Annotated in this window: 16 protein-coding genes, 2 tRNA genes and 1 pseudogene; 8 read left to right on the top strand and 11 right to left on the bottom strand. The window is 67.1% G+C overall.

Going from position 1 to position 15,798, the window contains the following annotated elements; all coding sequences use genetic code 11:
• Positions 1 to 2: 2 nt before the first annotated feature.
• From ACFYWI_RS03605 to ACFYWI_RS03570, 8 genes are all read right to left on the bottom strand, one after another.
• Positions 3 to 1,058 carry a UDP-N-acetylmuramate dehydrogenase gene (locus ACFYWI_RS03605; protein ID WP_389224738.1) on the bottom strand — a complete coding sequence of 352 codons (1,056 nt, stop codon included), beginning with the start codon at positions 1,056 to 1,058 and terminating at the stop codon, positions 3 to 5.
• Positions 1,059 to 1,183: 125 nt separating this feature from the next.
• Positions 1,184 to 2,635 (bottom strand): DHA2 family efflux MFS transporter permease subunit, encoded by a 1,452-nt coding sequence (locus ACFYWI_RS03600; RefSeq protein ID WP_389224736.1) that lies wholly within the window; start codon positions 2,633 to 2,635, stop codon positions 1,184 to 1,186.
• A 79-nt stretch (positions 2,636 to 2,714) separates the two neighbouring features.
• Entirely contained in the window at positions 2,715 to 3,275 is a 561-nt protein-coding gene (locus tag ACFYWI_RS03595; RefSeq protein WP_389224734.1) for a TetR/AcrR family transcriptional regulator, read from the bottom strand.
• A 125-nt stretch (positions 3,276 to 3,400) separates the two neighbouring features.
• The gene (locus ACFYWI_RS03590) at positions 3,401 to 3,829 is read right to left on the bottom strand and encodes a MaoC family dehydratase (RefSeq protein WP_389224732.1); all 429 of its coding nucleotides are present in this window, start codon (positions 3,827 to 3,829) and stop codon (positions 3,401 to 3,403) included.
• Complete coding sequence (locus ACFYWI_RS03585) at positions 3,829 to 4,284, bottom strand: MaoC family dehydratase N-terminal domain-containing protein (protein ID WP_389224730.1); 456 nt, start codon at positions 4,282 to 4,284, stop codon at positions 3,829 to 3,831. The genes ACFYWI_RS03590 and ACFYWI_RS03585 overlap by 1 nt, the downstream gene beginning before the upstream one ends.
• Before the next feature lie 88 nt (positions 4,285 to 4,372).
• Positions 4,373 to 4,537, bottom strand: a complete 165-nt coding sequence (gene rpmG, locus ACFYWI_RS03580) for a 50S ribosomal protein L33 (protein ID WP_003956487.1) — start codon at positions 4,535 to 4,537, stop codon at positions 4,373 to 4,375.
• A gap of 88 nt (positions 4,538 to 4,625) precedes the next feature.
• Positions 4,626 to 4,698 (bottom strand) — tRNA-Met (locus tag ACFYWI_RS03575).
• A 47-nt stretch (positions 4,699 to 4,745) separates the two neighbouring features.
• A tRNA-Thr gene (locus tag ACFYWI_RS03570) sits at positions 4,746 to 4,818 on the bottom strand.
• A 338-nt stretch (positions 4,819 to 5,156) separates the two neighbouring features.
• On the opposite strand from ACFYWI_RS03570, the gene ACFYWI_RS03565 reads away from it, so the two are divergent.
• From ACFYWI_RS03565 to ACFYWI_RS03545, 5 genes are all read left to right on the top strand, one after another.
• A complete protein-coding gene (locus ACFYWI_RS03565; RefSeq protein WP_389224728.1) occupies positions 5,157 to 6,389 on the top strand; it encodes an amidohydrolase family protein in 1,233 nt (410 codons plus the stop codon).
• A 56-nt stretch (positions 6,390 to 6,445) separates the two neighbouring features.
• A complete protein-coding gene (locus tag ACFYWI_RS03560) occupies positions 6,446 to 7,102 on the top strand; it encodes an NAD(P)H-binding protein (protein ID WP_389224726.1) in 657 nt (218 codons plus the stop codon).
• A gap of 71 nt (positions 7,103 to 7,173) precedes the next feature.
• Positions 7,174 to 7,671, top strand: a complete 498-nt coding sequence (locus tag ACFYWI_RS03555) for a GyrI-like domain-containing protein (RefSeq protein WP_389224724.1) — start codon at positions 7,174 to 7,176, stop codon at positions 7,669 to 7,671.
• A 260-nt stretch (positions 7,672 to 7,931) separates the two neighbouring features.
• The gene (locus ACFYWI_RS03550; RefSeq protein WP_389224722.1) at positions 7,932 to 8,309 is read left to right on the top strand and encodes a DUF2267 domain-containing protein; all 378 of its coding nucleotides are present in this window, start codon (positions 7,932 to 7,934) and stop codon (positions 8,307 to 8,309) included.
• 465 nt (positions 8,310 to 8,774) lie between these two features.
• Complete coding sequence (locus ACFYWI_RS03545) at positions 8,775 to 9,353, top strand: hypothetical protein (protein ID WP_389224721.1); 579 nt, start codon at positions 8,775 to 8,777, stop codon at positions 9,351 to 9,353.
• A 301-nt stretch (positions 9,354 to 9,654) separates the two neighbouring features.
• On the opposite strand, the gene ACFYWI_RS03540 is transcribed toward ACFYWI_RS03545, so the two are convergent.
• On the bottom strand, positions 9,655 to 9,861 hold the full coding sequence (locus ACFYWI_RS03540) for a hypothetical protein (protein WP_389224719.1): 207 nt from the start codon (positions 9,859 to 9,861) through the stop codon (positions 9,655 to 9,657).
• A 148-nt stretch (positions 9,862 to 10,009) separates the two neighbouring features.
• On the opposite strand from ACFYWI_RS03540, the gene ACFYWI_RS03535 reads away from it, so the two are divergent.
• The 3 genes and pseudogenes from ACFYWI_RS03535 to ACFYWI_RS03525 all read left to right on the top strand — a co-directional run.
• On the top strand, positions 10,010 to 10,213 hold the full coding sequence (locus ACFYWI_RS03535; RefSeq protein WP_389224717.1) for a hypothetical protein: 204 nt from the start codon (positions 10,010 to 10,012) through the stop codon (positions 10,211 to 10,213).
• Between the two features lie 1,310 nt (positions 10,214 to 11,523).
• On the top strand, positions 11,524 to 12,771 hold the full coding sequence (locus ACFYWI_RS03530) for a hypothetical protein (RefSeq protein WP_389224715.1): 1,248 nt from the start codon (positions 11,524 to 11,526) through the stop codon (positions 12,769 to 12,771).
• A 290-nt stretch (positions 12,772 to 13,061) separates the two neighbouring features.
• A pseudogene (locus ACFYWI_RS03525) lies at positions 13,062 to 13,187 on the top strand (IS5/IS1182 family transposase); the annotation flags it as partial.
• A 12-nt stretch (positions 13,188 to 13,199) separates the two neighbouring features.
• Here ACFYWI_RS03525 and ACFYWI_RS03520 read toward each other — a convergent pair.
• Positions 13,200 to 13,973, bottom strand: a complete 774-nt coding sequence (locus ACFYWI_RS03520; RefSeq protein WP_389224713.1) for a class I SAM-dependent methyltransferase — start codon at positions 13,971 to 13,973, stop codon at positions 13,200 to 13,202.
• Between the two features lie 709 nt (positions 13,974 to 14,682).
• A complete protein-coding gene (locus ACFYWI_RS03515) occupies positions 14,683 to 15,189 on the bottom strand; it encodes a hypothetical protein (RefSeq protein ID WP_389224711.1) in 507 nt (168 codons plus the stop codon).
• Positions 15,190 to 15,798 lie beyond the last annotated feature (609 nt).

Below are 15,798 nucleotides of genomic sequence, written 5' to 3'. Positions count from 1 at the left end.
GGTCAGAGGCTGACGCCGACCGTCACCGGCTCGTTGACCAGGGTCACCCCGAAGGCGTCACGCACCCCGGCGACCACCTCACGCGCCAGTGCCAGCAGATCCTCGGTGGTGGCCTCGCCACGGTTGGTGAGGGCGAGCGTGTGCTTGGTGGAGATACGCGCCGGGCCGGAGCCGTAGCCCTTGGTGAAACCGGCCTTGTCGATCAGCCAGGCGGCCGAGGTCTTGGTGCGGCCGTCCCCCGCCGGGAACGCGGGCGGAGCGACGTCCTCGCCGAGCCGCTCGCGAACGCGCCCGAGGAAGGCCTCGTAGTCGGCCGCGCCGAGGATCGGATTGGTGAAGAAGGACCCGGCCGACCATGTGTCGTGGTCCTCGGGGTCGAGCACCATGCCCTTGCCCGCCCGCAGGCCGAGGACCGTCTCGCGCGCGGTGGCGGCAGGGACGCGGTCGCCGACCTCGACGCCGAGCACACGGGCCGTCTCGGCGTACCTCACGGGCGCGGACAGCCCGCCCGCGTCCTCCAGCTCGAAACGGACGCGGAGCACGACGAAGCGGTCGGGGTGCTGCTTGAAGCGACTGTGCCGGTAGGAGAGGCCGCACTCGGCGTTGGAGAGTGTGACCGTCTCCCCCGTCGAGCGGTCGTAGGCGACCACCTCGGTGATGGTGCTGGACACCTCCTGGCCGTACGCACCGACGTTCTGGATCGGGGTGGCGCCGGCCGAGCCGGGGATGCCCGCCAGGCACTCGATGCCGGCGAGGCCCGCGTCCACCGTGCGGGCGACCGCGTCCGTCCAGACCTCTCCGGCGGCCAGTTCGAGCCGGGTCCCGGTCTGCTCGAAGCCGCGGGTCGCGATGCGCAGGGCGGTGCCGTCGAAGCCCTTGTCGCCGATGACCAGGTTGCTGCCGCCACCGATGATCAGCAGCGGCGTTCCGGCGCCGTCCGCCTCCCGCACGGCGGCGACCACCTCGTCGTCGGTGGTCGCCGTGACGAGTCGGGTCGCGGGGCCGCCGAGCCGGAAGGTGGTCAGGGGGGCGAGGGGGGCGTCATGGAGTTCCTGCACGGGGACAAGGGTACGGTCCGAGGCCCGCCGCTCCCACGGGGCCACGGCTGGTCGGGCCCCGCCCCGTACGCCGGGTGCCGGTGCCGGTACGACACTCGTACCGGCACCGGCGGCCCCGGTGGCTCTCAGACCGTGACCCGCTTGCGCTCGTCCGCCGCCCCGCCGGTGGCGACCACGGTCCCGGGCCCGGCCGGAGTGGTCCTGCCACCCGGTATCAGCAGCGCGGTCAGCGCCGCGACCGCCACGACCGCGGCGCCGATCCAGAGCGCCGGGACGGTGCCGTCGGTGAACGCGTCGGCCGACTCGTAACCGCCGCGGGCCGCGAAGACCGCGCCGAGCACGGCGATGCCGAGGGCCCCGCCGACTTCGCGCAGGGCGTTGTTCGCGCCGGAGGCGATGCCCTGCTCGGCCGGCCGGACGCTGGACATGACCACACTGGCAGCCGGGGCGAAGTAGAGCGCCATGCCGATGCCGCTCAGGATCAGGCCCGGGAGCTGTGTCGCGTACGACACACCCGGTTCGAGGACCAGGGCGAAGAGCCCGAGCCCCACCGCCTGGAGGGCGAGGCCCGTCGCGACGACCGGACGGCCGCCGATCCGGTCGGAGAGATAGCCGGCGATGGGCGCGACGATCAGCGGCATGCCGGTCCAGGGGAGCATCCGCAGGCCGGCCTCGGTGGGCGAGTAGCCGGCGACCCCCTGCAGGAACTGGCTGAGCAGGAAGATCGAGCCGAACATGCCGAGGAACATCAGCAGGCTCGCGACATTGATCCCGAAGAAGGCGCGGTGCCGGAAGAGCCGCATCGGCAGCATGGGGTTCTTGGCCGTGGAGCCGTGCCATACGAAGGTGATGAGCAGCACGGTGCCCGCGATCAGGCCGCCCAGGATCGGCGTGCTGCTCCAGCCGTCCGCCTGGCCGTTGACCAGGGCGTAGACGATGCCGAACAGGCCGGCGCTGACGAGCAGGGTGCCGGGGATGTCGAGGCGGGCGTTCGGGGCGTACGACTCGTCCAGGCGCAGCCGGGCGAGCGGCAGCAGGACCAGGCCGATCGGCACGTTGAGCCAGAAGATCCACTGCCACGAGATGTGCTCGGTGAGGGTGCCGCCGATGAGCGGGCCGCTGGCGACGGCGAGGCCGCCGACGGCGCTGAAGATGCCGAGGGCGGCGCCGCGGCGGGCGGCGGGGACGGCCGCGGTGAGCAGGGTCAGGGTGAGCGGCATCATGATCGCGGCGCCGACGCCCTGCACGGCGCGGGCGGCGATGAGGGCGTCGATGCCGGAGGCCAGGGCGGCCGCGGCGGAGGCGCCGGTGAAGACCGTCAGTCCGACGATGAAGAGCCTGCGCCGGCCGAAGCGGTCGCCGAGCGCCGCACCGAGCATCAGCAGGACAGCGAAGGTGAGCGTGTACGCACTCACCGTCCATTCCAGCTCTTCCAGTGCCCCGCCGAGGTCCTCGCGGATGGAGGGGAGGGCGGTCGTGACGACGAGGTTGTCGAGAGCCGCCATGAAACCGGCGACGCTGGTGATGACCAGGGCCCAGGCTGCAGCACCGGGCCGCGGGGCTGTCTGCTGATGCATTTCTCCCCCAGGAGGGTTAGTTATCGATGACTAACTTTCACGGGCAAAAAGAAGGCACGGAACCGCGCGCACGAACACCTCACTCCTCGGCGCGGCGCGCTGAGATGTAGAAACCCGACCAGATCCGGTGACCGGGGGGGAATCCCAGAGAGACAAGGACGTTGATGAGCATCCCGTAGGCAAGGAAGGTCGTGGTCTCGTCCACGTCCGCCCCGAGACTCAGATGGATGGAGTCCCACAGCTCCAGCCAGCCGGCTCGGATCAGCTCCCCGAACTCGTGGTCGCCCGCCGCCTCCGCCGCCGCCACAGCGACGTACATCTGCATCTGCATCAGCAGCTTCTCGGGGTCGTCGGCGATGAGACGCTGATAGGCGGCGGCCATCGAGTGCAGGGCCTCCTCGCCCTCCAGCCCGTCCGCAGCTTCCCGGAACACGTGCCGGGTGTCCTCCAGGCACCGCCACGCCGCGGCGAGGAAGATGGCCTGCTTGCTCGGGAAGAGCCGGAAGAGATACGGCTGCGAGACACCGACGCGCTTGGCGATCACCTCGGTGGACGTGCCGTCGTACCCACCACGCGCGAACTCGGTGATCGCGGCGCGGATGACGCTCTCGCGTCGCTCATCTGCAGTCATCCTGGCCATGGAGCCAAGTTAGTGGCCAATCACTAAATAAGTCAACAGCCGTGGAACGCCGTAGGGGGCGCTCCTGAGAAACACGCCGCAAGGGGCGCTCCTGAGGAAGGGGCGCCCCTCACACATCGCGTGACTCAGGCGAGCTGAACCACCGCGCGGGACATGCCGAGCACCTTCTGGCCCGCGCTCGTCGCCGTCAGGTCGACGCGCACCCGGTTGTCGTCGAGCTTGACCGCAACCTTGCCTCTCACCTCGATCAGCGCGCCCTGGTCGTCGTTGGGAACGACGACGGGCTTGGTGAAGCGCACGCCGTACTCCACGACGGCGCCCGGGTCGCCGGCCCAGTCCGTCACCACACGTACCGCCTCGGCCATGGTGAACATGCCGTGCGCGATCACATCCGGAAGACCCACCTCGACGGCGAACTTCTCGTTCCAGTGGATCGGGTTGAAGTCGCCCGACGCGCCCGCGTACCGCACCAGCGTGGCGCGTGTCACAGGAAAACTCTGCGCCGGCAGTTCCGTGCCGACCTCGACATCCGCGTAAGAGATCTTCGCTGCCATCACGCCTCCTCGGCGGCGGCGCGCGCCACCAGCTTCGTCCAGGCCGTCACCACGAGCTCACCGGCCTCGTCGTGCACCTCGCCACGGATGTCCACGATGTCGTTGCCCGCAAGGGACTTGATGGCCTCGATGATCGAGGTGACCGTCAGCCGGTCGCCCGCCCTCAGCGGGCGCGCGTACGCGAATTTCTGGTCGCCGTGCACCACCCGGTCGTAGTCCAGTCCCAACTGCGGATCCTGAATAACCTGCTCGGCCGCCTTGAAGGTGATCGCAAAGGCGAAAGTCGGCGGAGCGATCACATCGCAGTGGCCGAGCTCCTTGGCGACATCGGGATCGGTGTACGCGGGATTCGCGTCACCCACCGCCTCGGCGAACTCGCGGATCTTTTCCCGGCCCACCTCATAGGGCTCGGTGGGCGGATAGGTCCGCCCCACGAAGGACTGGTCGAGCGCCATGGACTGGCTCCCTCCTGCTGGATTGACCACAACACAAACGACACGAGGCCGCCCCCAACGGGGACGGCCTCGTATACGAGCCTGATAACTAGCGCGTTTCGCGGTGCGCCGTGTGCGAGTTGCAGCGCGGGCAGTGCTTCTTCATCTCAAGACGGTCCGGGTTGTTGCGCCGGTTCTTCTTGGTGATGTAGTTCCGCTCCTTGCACTCCACGCAGGCCAGCGTGATCTTCGGGCGGACGTCGGTGGCAGCCACGTGAGTGCTCCTTGGACGGACGGTTGACGGATGAACGCATAAAAGAGTAGCCGATCGGAGGACCGACCCCACAATCGGCTACTGTGTGTAGCGGTGACCGGACTTGAACCGGTGACACAGCGATTATGAGCCGCTTGCTCTACCGACTGAGCTACACCGCTTCGATGTCGGATCCCCTCGCCCGAAGACGAGGATCATCCAACATCAGAGCCCCAATACGGAATCGAACCGTAGACCTTCTCCTTACCATGGAGACGCTCTGCCGACTGAGCTATTGGGGCGAGCGATGAAGACATTACACGGTCGGCTGCCGTTCGCCCAAATCCGTTTCCCGGCCCTCGCCCGGCCGCTGCCCGGCCCCGCAGTCCGGCCCGCGCACCGCGCCCGTCGCCTCGCCGTCACCCCGCCGCCACACGCCCGTTGGGGACGTTCCTCCGGCGACGCCCCGTCCGCCCCGTGCGCCACTGGCGACCCCGCCGGTACGACTATTGCGCTCCTCCTCGAAGCGCACTCCGACCGCCCCTAGGCTCGACTTACGCTGCGTGATCTTTTCCGGTCTCACGCCGCCCGAGCGTCGCGCGAGCGCCGCAGGAGCCCCACCGCCCCACGCAGGAGCGCGATGCCCGACAGCCAGCCGCAGCCCCCCGAGGGGACGCCCGCGGACACCACAGTGCTGCTGCTCAGTGGCGCCATGCTCACGGACGGCCGCACCGTCGACGTGCGTCTGGGCGGCGGGCGCATCGAGGCGGTCGGCACGGCGGGCAGCCTCCCCCCGCACTCCTCCCGGGTGGACCTGACCGGCTTTCTGCTGCTCCCCGCCCCGGCAGAACCCCACGCCCACGGGGACACCGCGCTCACCGCGGATGCCCCCGGCCCGGTCTCCTACGCCACCGAGGACGTCCAGCGCCGCGCCACCGAGGCGGCGCTGCTGCAGCTCGGGCACGGCGCGACCGCCCTGCGCTCGCACATCCGCATCGGCGACGTCCAGGGCCTCGGCCCGCTGGAGGCGGTGCTGCAGGCACGGCGTTCCCTGCGCGGTCTCGCCGATCTGACCGCCGTCGCCGTGCCCCGGCTGCTGACGGGCCTCGCCGGGGCCGACGGACTGGCGATGCTGCGGGACGCGGTCAAGATGGGCGCCGGAGTGGTGGGCGGCTGCCCGGACGCCGACCCGGATCCGGCCGGCTACGTCGAGGCCGTCCTGGAGGTAGCGGCGGAGCAGGGCTGCCCCCTCGACCTGCATACGCACGGCGACGACCCGGCCCGTATCGCGCGCCTGGCCGCCATGGTCGGCGGGCTGCGGCAGGGCGTGACCATCGGGCCGTGCGCGGGGCTCGCCCGGCTGCCGCGCGAGGTGGCATCCCGGGCGGCCGACCAGCTCGCGGCGGCCGGCGTCACGGTCGTCTCGCTGCCGCAGGGCGGCTGCGCGGGCGTCGAACAGCGCGGCAACGCGCCGGTACGGCTGTTGCGCGCGGCGGGCGTGCGGGTCGCGGCGGGCAGCGGGGCCCTGCGGGACGTCTCGAACCCGGTGGGCCGCGGCGACCCGCTGGAGGCCGCGTATCTGCTGGCCTCCCAGAGCGGGATGCGGCCGCTGGACGCCTACGGGGTGGTGGCCGGCGCCGCGCGGGAGGTGATGGGGCTGCCCGAGGTGCGGATCGAGGCCGGGTTCCCCGCGGAGCTGCTCGCGGTGCGCGGCGAACGGATCGGCGGGGCGCTCTCCCTCGCGTACAGCCGGATCGTCATCCATGGCGGGCGGGTGGTGGCCCGTACGAGCGCGGTACGCGAGTACTGCGACTCGGCGGCGGCCGTCGCGCTCGAACTGCCGCGGCAGGGGCGGCCGGACCCGGGCCCCTGACCCGGGCTGACGCGGTCCCTGAGCGCACGCTGCGGTTCGGACGTACCGTCGTAGTCATGCGCATTGTCATCGCTGGAGGACACGGTCAGGTCGCACGCCGTCTCGAGCGGCTGCTCTCGGCGCGCGGACACGAGCCCGTGGGCATCATCCGCAATCCGAAGCAGGGTGACGACCTGCGGGACGCGGGGGCCGAACCGGTGTACCTGGACCTGGAGTCGGCGTCCGTGGAGCAGGTCGCCGCAGTGCTGCAGGGCGCAGGCGCCGCGGTCTTCGCGGCGGGAGCGGGACCGGGCAGCGGAATCGCGCGCAAGGAGACCGTGGACCGAGGAGCCGCGGCGCTGTTCGCCGACGCGGCGGAACGGACGGGTGTACGGCGCCACATCGTGCTCTCGTCGATGGGCGCCGACGCCGACCACGAGGGCGACAGCGTCTTCGACGCGTATCTGCGCGCGAAGGGCGCTGCGGACGACTACGTACGCTCCCGGCCCGGCCTCGACTGGACGATTCTGCGCCCCGGAACCCTGACCAACGACGCAGGCACCGGCCTGGTGAAGCTGGCGGCGTCGACGGGTCCGGGGACGGTACCGCGTGACGATGTCGCCGCGGTGCTCGCGGAGATGGTCGAGTCCCCGGGCACCGTGGGACTCACGCTGGAACTGATCAGCGGTTCGGTACCGATCTCGGTCGCGGTGAAGGACGTCGCCGGGAACTGAACCGGCGGCCGCGGCGCCTCCTCCGATGAATTCCCTTCCCCCGTACGGTCCTTGATGTCATGAGGAGTTACATGCAGGAGATCCGGCCCACCATCGTCGAGCGCGGGGAACAGCTCTACGCCTACGTCCGCGGCTCCGTGCGGATGGATTCCTTCGCCACGATCGCCGACCGGCTGCCCGAACTCGTCGGCTGGCTCACCACACGCGGCGCGGAGTTCGCCGGACCCCCGTTCTTCCGCTACAACACCATCGACATGGACGGGGAGTCGGTGGTCGAGGCGGGCGTACCCGTCGTCTCGGCGCCGGAGCCCGAGGGAGACATCGGTATCGCCGTGCTGCCTGCCGGCCGCTATGTGACGGTCACCCATATCGGCCACCCGGACCAGCTGTTCGACGTGATCACGGCAGTGCACGCATGGGCGGCACGCAAGGGCCTGGAATGGGACATGACCGTCGTCGACGGTGTGGAGCACTGGGCAGGCCGGATCGAGTCGTATCTGACCGACCCGCGGGAGGAGCCGGACATGTCGAAGTGGGAGATGGAACTGGCGTTCCGCCTGGCCGACTGAGACGGCTGCCCGAGGGACCGGCCGGAAGGGACCCCGACAGGCTCCCGGCAGGCCGGCTTCCGGGGCGGCTCGTGGCCCCTGGGGCGGCTCGTGGACCAGGAACACAGGCCGAGCGGCCCTGCCGACGGATGTCGTACGTCTCCCCGCGATCCGCATCCCGGGGAGCGGCCTGCGGCGCCTCGCGTGCGGGATGTGTGAGTGGCAAGGTGGTGGGTGAGGTCACCTCCCTCTCCAGCCCTCTATCCGATGAGGAGGCTTGCATGGACGAGAAGGAGTTCTTCCAGGCAGTGGCGGATCGCTCGGGACTCTCACGGCAGGAAGGGGCCGATCTCACCCGCGCCACCCTCGAGACGCTCGCACTTCGTCTGAGCGACGGTGAGGTCCGCGATCTGGCCCTGGAACTCCCCGAGCCACTGCGTGACTCGCTCCAGCAGGGACGGGGGGAGATGAAGATCTTCGGGCCCGATGAAACGATCCGCAGGGTGCGCGAGCGCACCGGCCTGTCCGAGTCCGAAGCAGCCCGCGGTGTGCGGGCTGCCTTCACGACACTGCAAGATGCCGTCTCTCAGAAGGAGTTCGGGCACGCGATGTCGCAGCTCGGCAAGGAGTACGCACAGCTGGTGGAGTCCACCGGCTGACAGGCCTTCCTCCTCGGCCGGCCCCGGCAGCTCCTCCCGGCCGCCATCGTGCAGGTACTCGACTCGGCTCGGTCGTCTCGACTCGGCTCGGCTCGGTTCGGTTCGGTTCGGTTCGGTCGTCGCCCGGCTGCTCTCCGGCGGACGGAAGCAACAGCAGCGTGGTGAGCGGCACAGCCCCTCCGGGCCGACGCGTTCCCGGTCCGTCATGTCCTCGCCCGTCGGGTCCGGTGCGGTCCGGTGCGGGCGCAGCATCACGTGCGTATGCCCAGGTCCGCCGTGACAGTGACAGATGCCGACTCCACGCCGTGCGGCCACCGGCGGCCTTCCGCGGTTGGATCCACCGTTCCCGGCGCCGACCGCCCAACCGACCCACAGCGTCCCCACAGGGAGCGGGCCCTTGGTATGTGCGCAGTTCCCGCCCCGAACAGGACACGAGAAGGCCGCCCGTCGGGCAAAATCCCCTCCATGTCGAACACTTCATCGATTACGTACACGCGAATAGGCACGGTCCTCCACGCGATCGGCATGGTGTCCGAGGAGAAGATGCACAGCGTCCTCGAAGACGCCGCCGACTACGCGAACGAGGAGCTGGAGCACTACTCGGCGGCCAGTGCCCTCGAACGCTTCGGCGTGGCGGTCTCGGTCCACGCCGACGACATCGATTCCATCCACGACGACTACGAGGGCCTGCTGCAAAGGGCCGCCGAGGTCGCCGGCGGCACAGTCACCATCACCGACGTTCGGATCGTTGAGGGCGAAGGCGATTTCGTGGACGGCCGTTTTGATCTTTTACAGTTCGAACGAAACGGCAAGCTCGTGTCCCTCTCCGCCGAGCACTTCGCGGAGGACTACTACGACCATCTGGCTGCGTGCCAGGCCATCGACGAAACCTCCCATGACGACGACCCCCGCTCATGGCGCTACGTCGACTTCGAACGCAAGCCGAACGCCGGCTACGACAGCATCATGGTCCTTGCCACGCCCGAGCAGGCAGAAGCACTGCATGAGCACCTGGGTTTCACGTTCCCCTGGCACAGCGCCTGACCGGCTTCCCCAGGCCTGCCATCGGCGCACCGCGGCTGCCGTGAAGTCTGCGGCCGCACCAGCACACCGCGGCGCGGAAAGAACGAGGCAGAGAGCTGAGCCAGAAAGAGATGCCCGCGTGCCGGAGGTCGTATGGGCGCTTGGCGAGCAGTGAGTCTCGTTCACTGGCAGCGAGGGACCCCGCTCCCAAGTGGCCGAGGGGGTCCCGACGCCCCCAACTATCGGCAGCAGGAGGACCTCAGAAAACACTGTCGTAGCGCACACGCCTGACCCCCGGTGGTCCGGAGGGAGCGGCTTTGTCTTAGCGGCTCTCGATCCAGAACCCGTCGCTCTGCTCGCAGAGCGTGTCGGGGCAGTGCCAGGAGACCAGGACACCAGGGTTCACCTCGCGCTCGAGGTCAGGCAGTTCACGGATCCTGCGCCGACTGGTACTTCCGCAGTCAGGGCACGACTGGGGGCGCAGCTTCTGCGCTATCGCCCGGGGGTACTGCTGCTTGGGCTTGGCCATGCCGTCACCGTGGCACGGATCCACAGGAACGTTCCCCCCGGCCGCTGCTCTCCCTACCGCTGGGTTTCCACCGCGAGGGTTCTCCTGAATCGCCAGACTGATCGCAGCGCCCAGGCGCACCACGCGCCCGGACCCAGCAGGAGGGCCCATGACTGAATGGTTCGTCGCCTACCACTTGAATGGTGGCGACCCGCCCGACCAGTCGTACTACCGCAGCTACGAAGACGAGTGCCGTGACTGTGGGCAGCCGGACTTGAAGCTGACGGATACCCAGCGTGAAGCGATTCAAGAAGAGACCGAGCGGTTCGATCGCCGCTGGCAGGCAGGCCTCAAGCGAGCCCGGGGCCATTAGATCTGAGCCTGACGACGCCCGCCCCTTCTTGGGGCGGGCTTCTTGTCCACGCCCTTATTCCTGAGGCGTGTGCGGGTGCAAGCTGTGCGCACCCCGTCCGGTGCTGCGCTGGGCGGGGGTCAGCTATCCCTGCCGACTCCCCACGGGAGGGCAGGCGCTGTGGAGGTCTGTGCCATCAGGGCATGGGGACGTGTACGGGATCGGTCTGGCCATCCCACACGAAGCGGAGGCTGGTGACCATTCGCACCGCGAGCGAGAAACGGCAGCTTTGCCCACGCTCCAGATCCTCGTGTAATGGATCGTCCCAGTCGACCAGTTCCTCGTCGCCGGTCGCGAGCCTGATGCCTCGAGCTGACGCATCGCCCACGTTGACGAGCCGGTATGTGTGCCACGGCGGAGCGTAGTAATCGCAAGAACCACCTTCGGCAGCACCGGGCAACGGGAAGTGCCGGCCACCACAGGCCGCTGACATCGCCCTCCCGCCTTGGTCGGCGTGCCACACTTCGCCACGCTGTTTCCACCTCTGGTCTCGTCAGGGGTACGTGGAGCTCTAGGCATCGTGGCCCGGCTCCTGCTGGGAGGGAAGGCGCGCACCAAAACCGGGCTGGTGCACGCGGGCGTACACCGGCGCCAGCAGCTTGGGAATCACCGGCTACATTCAGCCAGCACGTTAACTGACCTGATGGAGTCTGCAGGCACTACTGAGATGCGTGCTGGCATCCGGTCGTGACCGTGGTTAACCGGTTATCGCTGCCCTATCTGGTGCTGGGGACGCTGCGTGATTACTGCCCCGGTGTGGCTTCCTCACGTTCATCGCCCTCCCTGCCCATGGATTCGAGGAGACGTCATCTGGCTGGGAGAGGGGGAACACGTGATGCGACCTTGTGCGGAAGGCATGACGGTGCGCCCGCCAGTCGCCCGACTGGCTGACCGACCTGTGCCGTGACATTAGGTCGGCGATGCCCCCAGTGACTGGCTATCCCAGCAGTCGAGACACATTGATCCTCCCTTGGCCAAGGGTTCATCGCCAGCAAGTTCCAGATGCGGACTTGCAGGGGAGCCGCGACGCTGGCGGCATGAGAGACCGACCGGTAATCGTGGACGCCCCGGACGAGCGCGGCCTGCGTACGGTCTCTGTCGGGGGCCAATCTATCGGCAAGGCGTGGTCTGTACGGCATCTGCGCAGGATTCTGCGCCGTGCGGGCCTGCCTGCGGACGTCGATATCGACGATGGAGCGCGCGTCCACTGGATGGTTGACAAGACGCTATGGCCAGACCGCCCTTGGCGAAGACGGACTAAAGCCTTCTTCATGGCGCTTGGACTTCTTGCGTCAGTCACTACGTTCTTCAAAGTGGGATCAGAAGACGCATTCCGGGCTCTGACTTGGGGTGGGCGTCTCGTCGGAGTCACCTTCATGGTCGCAGTGCTAGTGGAGACCCTAGCGACATTGGCCCTCATTGACTATTGGGGCCAAAGACGACTTAGATACTCCGGAGAGACTGTTTTGCTCGGCGTCTTCGCCGTGATGATTACGAACCTCATGTGCTTTATTGTGCAGGTGGAGGGCGGCGATTACACCCATTGGGTTTGGCTCTGGATCGGCTTCCTCCTCTGGTCCGCATGGGCGCTCTGGATACTGAATAGTCAAAAAATCTGGCGTAGACTCCCCCACCCTAAGCGATTCGCGATAGGCGTTGTCGCATCCACGGCGGTTGGTGCCGCGAGTTTGGCATACTCTCAAATGTACGTGCCGTACTCCACTCCTGCCGTAATCCCATTCTCCGTATCATTCGGCAGACCGACCCTGGACTCTAAAAACAAAGTTATCCACGTGCCAGCACACCTGGTGCTCCGCAACACCGGCTCCGTGCGCATCCACGTCGTTGGGACTCTATGGAAGGTTAGGGGGATACCCGGCACGTTTACGAAACAGGGCACCGGATTTGGCACCTGGAAGGACAATATGTGGGCTGATCGCCCCATTCTGCGGCACGATAACCTAGCACCGTCTCGTCTGCTTGCAGCTGGAGAAATTGTGAATGGAGGGGCATGGCTCGACCCTGGAGATGACTTTTCCAAGGACGTAACCGTCAAGGTGCCGACCAATTCGGGAATCGAAAGAGTAGAGATAGTTTCACTTCTGTCGTACATACGGGCGGACAGATGCAAGCTCAGCAATGACTACAAACACTCCTTCCTGTACTCCTGGGATGGCAACTCAAAAGATAAGCGGCACATTTGGGATGCACCTAAGTGGGTTGGTGAACCCGGCGACGAGTTCTTTCGCTATGCATCGAGGATCTATCGCAGCAGTCAGCTTCTGGAGATGACGAGGGCATCCGACTATGCGAGCGCGTGGTGGGTCCTTCCGAAGTGGCGCGAGGGAGATTACTGGGCCGAAGGTGATACAGATCCCTACATGAAGGTAAGTATCTCCAGAGATCCTGAAGCCGAGCAGTTGCTCTCCGATTCGCAGCAGGAGCCATACGGCATGAAGACGCTTGATGTAGTGGCGGGGCAGACGATGGGCCAGCTCCTTAAAGCGGCGAATAAATAGTCGAGATCGGTGGTTCGGGGCATATTCACTCGTCATCATCCAAAGGCGATGACGACCAAAAACGTCGCCCCTTCGCCCCTTCGCCGTTTCGGCGTGCCGCCGGGCCGGAGCGGGGCGTAGACAGGAGCGTCGGCCCGAGCCGTCGAGCCGCGCTTGCTGCGGCGGGTGCCTTGATGAAGTAGGGAAAATTCGGCGCTCTCCGCTGGGATCTCGATGCCGGCCGGGCCAGGACCAGCAAGGTCGGCATCGCAGCACCGCTGGGTGTGGCAGCATCCCGACCCGTCGCCTGCGAAGTGGAGCGGACAATCAACGCCCTGAAGAACTTCCGGGCGGTGGCCACGAGGTTCGACAAGCGTGCCTTCATCTTCCACGGCACCGTCATCGTCGCCTCGATCCGACTCTGGCTCCGCTCGTGATCCGCCGATTGGCTACTCGTCCGAGCTCGCACCCGAGGGCGGTACCTCGAGGACGAAGAAGAGGAAGCAGGGTTTGGTCGAAAGGGCATGGAAGTCATCGGGGAACAGCTCGCGAGCGGCTGGGTCGGGCTGCGGCTCGCTGATGGCGGAAAGACGGAAGCCGGCGGTGGTGAAGGCATCAGTCATCGCGTGCAACGGCCTGCGCCAAAACCTCATCGGGACGGACTGCCCGTTGAACGTCCAGTCGAAGGTATAGCTGGTGGTCGCAAAGTAGTCAGGCCGAGGATCCTGGATCGTGTAGGCCACGAAAGGGTGGTCCATCGACGCGATCAGCCGGCCGCCGGGCCTGAGCACGCGCCGCAACTCGGCCAGCGTCGGCCCCCAGTCCTCCAGATAGTGCAGCACCAGCGACGCGACCACGTCGTCGAACGCACTGTCGGCGAACGGCAGGCGGTCGCGCAGGTCGACCACGTCCAGGGCCACGTCGTCACCCAGCCGCCGTCTTGCCAACGCCAGCATCCCGGCGCTGGCGTCGATGCCGGTGACGACCGCACCGCGGTCGCGCAGTGCAGCGGACAGGGAGCCCGAGCCACAGCCGGCGTCCAGGACCCGACGGTCGGCCACGTCTCCGGCGAGGGCCAACATCGCGGGCCGCTCGTAGTACGCGTTCACGAGGTTGTTCTCGTTCTCCGCCGAGTACGCCTCGGCGAAACTGTCGTAGTCATTCACCCGGGCCGGATCTGCAGACTGGGCGAGACTCTCGGACACATCGGTTACGCGTTCCATCGACGCAGCCTAGTAGTCACATGATCCGCCGGACAGGCCCCAGTACGCCAGCCCCAGAGACCCGCGTTGAGCCCTATCTCGAGGTTCTCGTTGGACGCAGCCGGGACGTAGACGTAGCCGGTTCGCGGCATGGTTCTTTCCTTCACTCGGCCTCCGTGACAGGAGGGTGTAGTGAGCTGCTCTTCAGCGAGTGCTGGACTGGAAGAAGCGCAGCATGAAGCGAAGTTGGGCGTCGAAGATCGTACTGCAGTATCGCGGGTCACACCGTGAGTTCGTATAGCTGACGGCCGGGTGAGTGGCGACGACCCTGATCCACCAGGCTTGGGACAGCCGCATCTAGGGCGGTGCCTGGCATTCCTTGCCCAGCCGCCCATCGCGTGCGCCCGCTTCCGCTCGGCGGGACCCTGTTCGAGCCCCGCCCCAGGCGAAGAGCCGGGTGAGGTAAGCCAGCCTTAGGGCGATTCTTCGTCTTCCACCTCTTCGCCTTCCTGGGCACGCAAATTAGCAGAGAGTTCAGGATCGCTGAGCCGGGACGCCGAATCCTTTGGGCGGGCGTCGATCAAGACGCCAGTGATCTTCTTTCCCGATGTTTCGGACACCAGGCCGGCAGCCTTCTGAATCTTCTTGGAGATGTCAGGATGGCATTGAGCATTTGTTTATCTGATGGCAATAAAGAGGGGAAATGCGGATATGCCCCTTCGACTGCGATCTACTTCTTGCCAGCTCGGGCTAAGGAAGCGCTCTGGTAACTGCCAAGGTCGTCCTTGATGTGGGTGGACATTCCGGGTCCATAGCCAGGGCCGCCGTACACACTCTGCCTGATCTTGAACGTGAGGTCTTGCGAGACCTCAGCGCCGGGCTGGGTGGCGTCCATGGCCTGGTAGAGGTGGGAGCGCAGTTCGTAGAACTTGGCGTAGACAGGCTGGGAGAAGAAGACGCCACCTTCCAGGTTGAAGTCGTTGAGTTCCTGGGCATATTGCTCAGCCCATTCGCGGGTCTTGGGTTGACCTGCGAGAGTCCAGTTGGTCTCGTAGCGAATGTGGATCTTCCAGAGTTTGGGGTAGCACTCGATCCGCCTTTTGATGACCTCTTGGAACTGCGTCTGAACTGCAGCGTTGTGGTTGGTCCGCACAGTGGCGCGGACAGTCAAGAGAGTTCCGATCACGGACACTGCTGCCGCTACGAGGGCGACGACTGCTGGAGAGTTGAGATCCATGGGCACCTTCTATCTCGGGCGCTGCGCTCTTGCCGCTGGTTTCGAGGATTCGCCTCCTCGATTTCGCCCGCGGCCAACTCGCGCCAGCTGGTGGTGCTCAGCCCTCGCAGCGGCGATGGCGGGTGAAGTGCCGCTCTGTCACCTCTTTTGGAGACGTCCGCGGCTCCGTCCCTCGCTGAGCGCGGCCTTCTTCCGACGGCCCAAGCGCCGTCGACGACCTCGACCGGCGCTGTCGGGTCGCCCACGGTACGCCGTACCCGCGTACGGAAGTCCTCTCGCAGGCCCTCCTCGGACCACTGCTGTCGGACCACAGGTAGGTGCGCCCACCGGAGCCCGCCGGGCAACTCCCTCGTCGCGCACAAAGTGACCGTGCCCGGGGCGACGTCCATAGGCGTGTGCTTGTGCCCCTTGGGCAAGCGATCCTCCTTCAGCGGATGGGCACAGCTAGGGTTCTTCCCCGTGCCAGCGGCCGGGGCGAAGACAGGTGCGCGGCCCGAGTCGCCGGGCCGCGCGAGCGCGGCGGAAGCGCCTTGAAGTCGTAGGGAAATTTCGGCGTCCTCTGCCGGGATGCCGCCGGCCCAGAACGAGCAAGGTCGGCATCGCTGCACC

This window comes from Streptomyces sp. NPDC002889 (assembly GCF_042888425.1).
Classification (GTDB): domain Bacteria; phylum Actinomycetota; class Actinomycetes; order Streptomycetales; family Streptomycetaceae; genus Streptomyces.
Note: the sequence above shows the minus strand (reverse complement) of the source record. Positions and strands in the feature narration are given on the sequence as shown.

Coding starts and splice junctions, on each gene's coding strand:
- ACFYWI_RS03530 (WP_389224715.1), top strand. CDS start 11,524: ATGGCGCTTGGACTTCTTGCGTCAGTCACTACGTTCTTCAAAGTGGGA.
- ACFYWI_RS03555 (WP_389224724.1), top strand. CDS start 7,174: ATGCAGGAGATCCGGCCCACCATCGTCGAGCGCGGGGAACAGCTCTAC.
- ACFYWI_RS03550 (WP_389224722.1), top strand. CDS start 7,932: ATGGACGAGAAGGAGTTCTTCCAGGCAGTGGCGGATCGCTCGGGACTC.
- ACFYWI_RS03560 (WP_389224726.1), top strand. CDS start 6,446: ATGCGCATTGTCATCGCTGGAGGACACGGTCAGGTCGCACGCCGTCTC.
- ACFYWI_RS03540 (WP_389224719.1), bottom strand. CDS start 9,861: ATGGCCAAGCCCAAGCAGCAGTACCCCCGGGCGATAGCGCAGAAGCTG.
- ACFYWI_RS03595 (WP_389224734.1), bottom strand. CDS start 3,275: ATGGCCAGGATGACTGCAGATGAGCGACGCGAGAGCGTCATCCGCGCC.
- ACFYWI_RS03600 (WP_389224736.1), bottom strand. CDS start 2,635: ATGCATCAGCAGACAGCCCCGCGGCCCGGTGCTGCAGCCTGGGCCCTG.
- ACFYWI_RS03520 (WP_389224713.1), bottom strand. CDS start 13,973: ATGGAACGCGTAACCGATGTGTCCGAGAGTCTCGCCCAGTCTGCAGAT.
- ACFYWI_RS03565 (WP_389224728.1), top strand. CDS start 5,157: ATGCCCGACAGCCAGCCGCAGCCCCCCGAGGGGACGCCCGCGGACACC.
- ACFYWI_RS03535 (WP_389224717.1), top strand. CDS start 10,010: ATGACTGAATGGTTCGTCGCCTACCACTTGAATGGTGGCGACCCGCCC.
- ACFYWI_RS03545 (WP_389224721.1), top strand. CDS start 8,775: ATGTCGAACACTTCATCGATTACGTACACGCGAATAGGCACGGTCCTC.
- ACFYWI_RS03515 (WP_389224711.1), bottom strand. CDS start 15,189: ATGGATCTCAACTCTCCAGCAGTCGTCGCCCTCGTAGCGGCAGCAGTG.
- ACFYWI_RS03585 (WP_389224730.1), bottom strand. CDS start 4,284: ATGGCGCTCGACCAGTCCTTCGTGGGGCGGACCTATCCGCCCACCGAG.
- ACFYWI_RS03590 (WP_389224732.1), bottom strand. CDS start 3,829: ATGGCAGCGAAGATCTCTTACGCGGATGTCGAGGTCGGCACGGAACTG.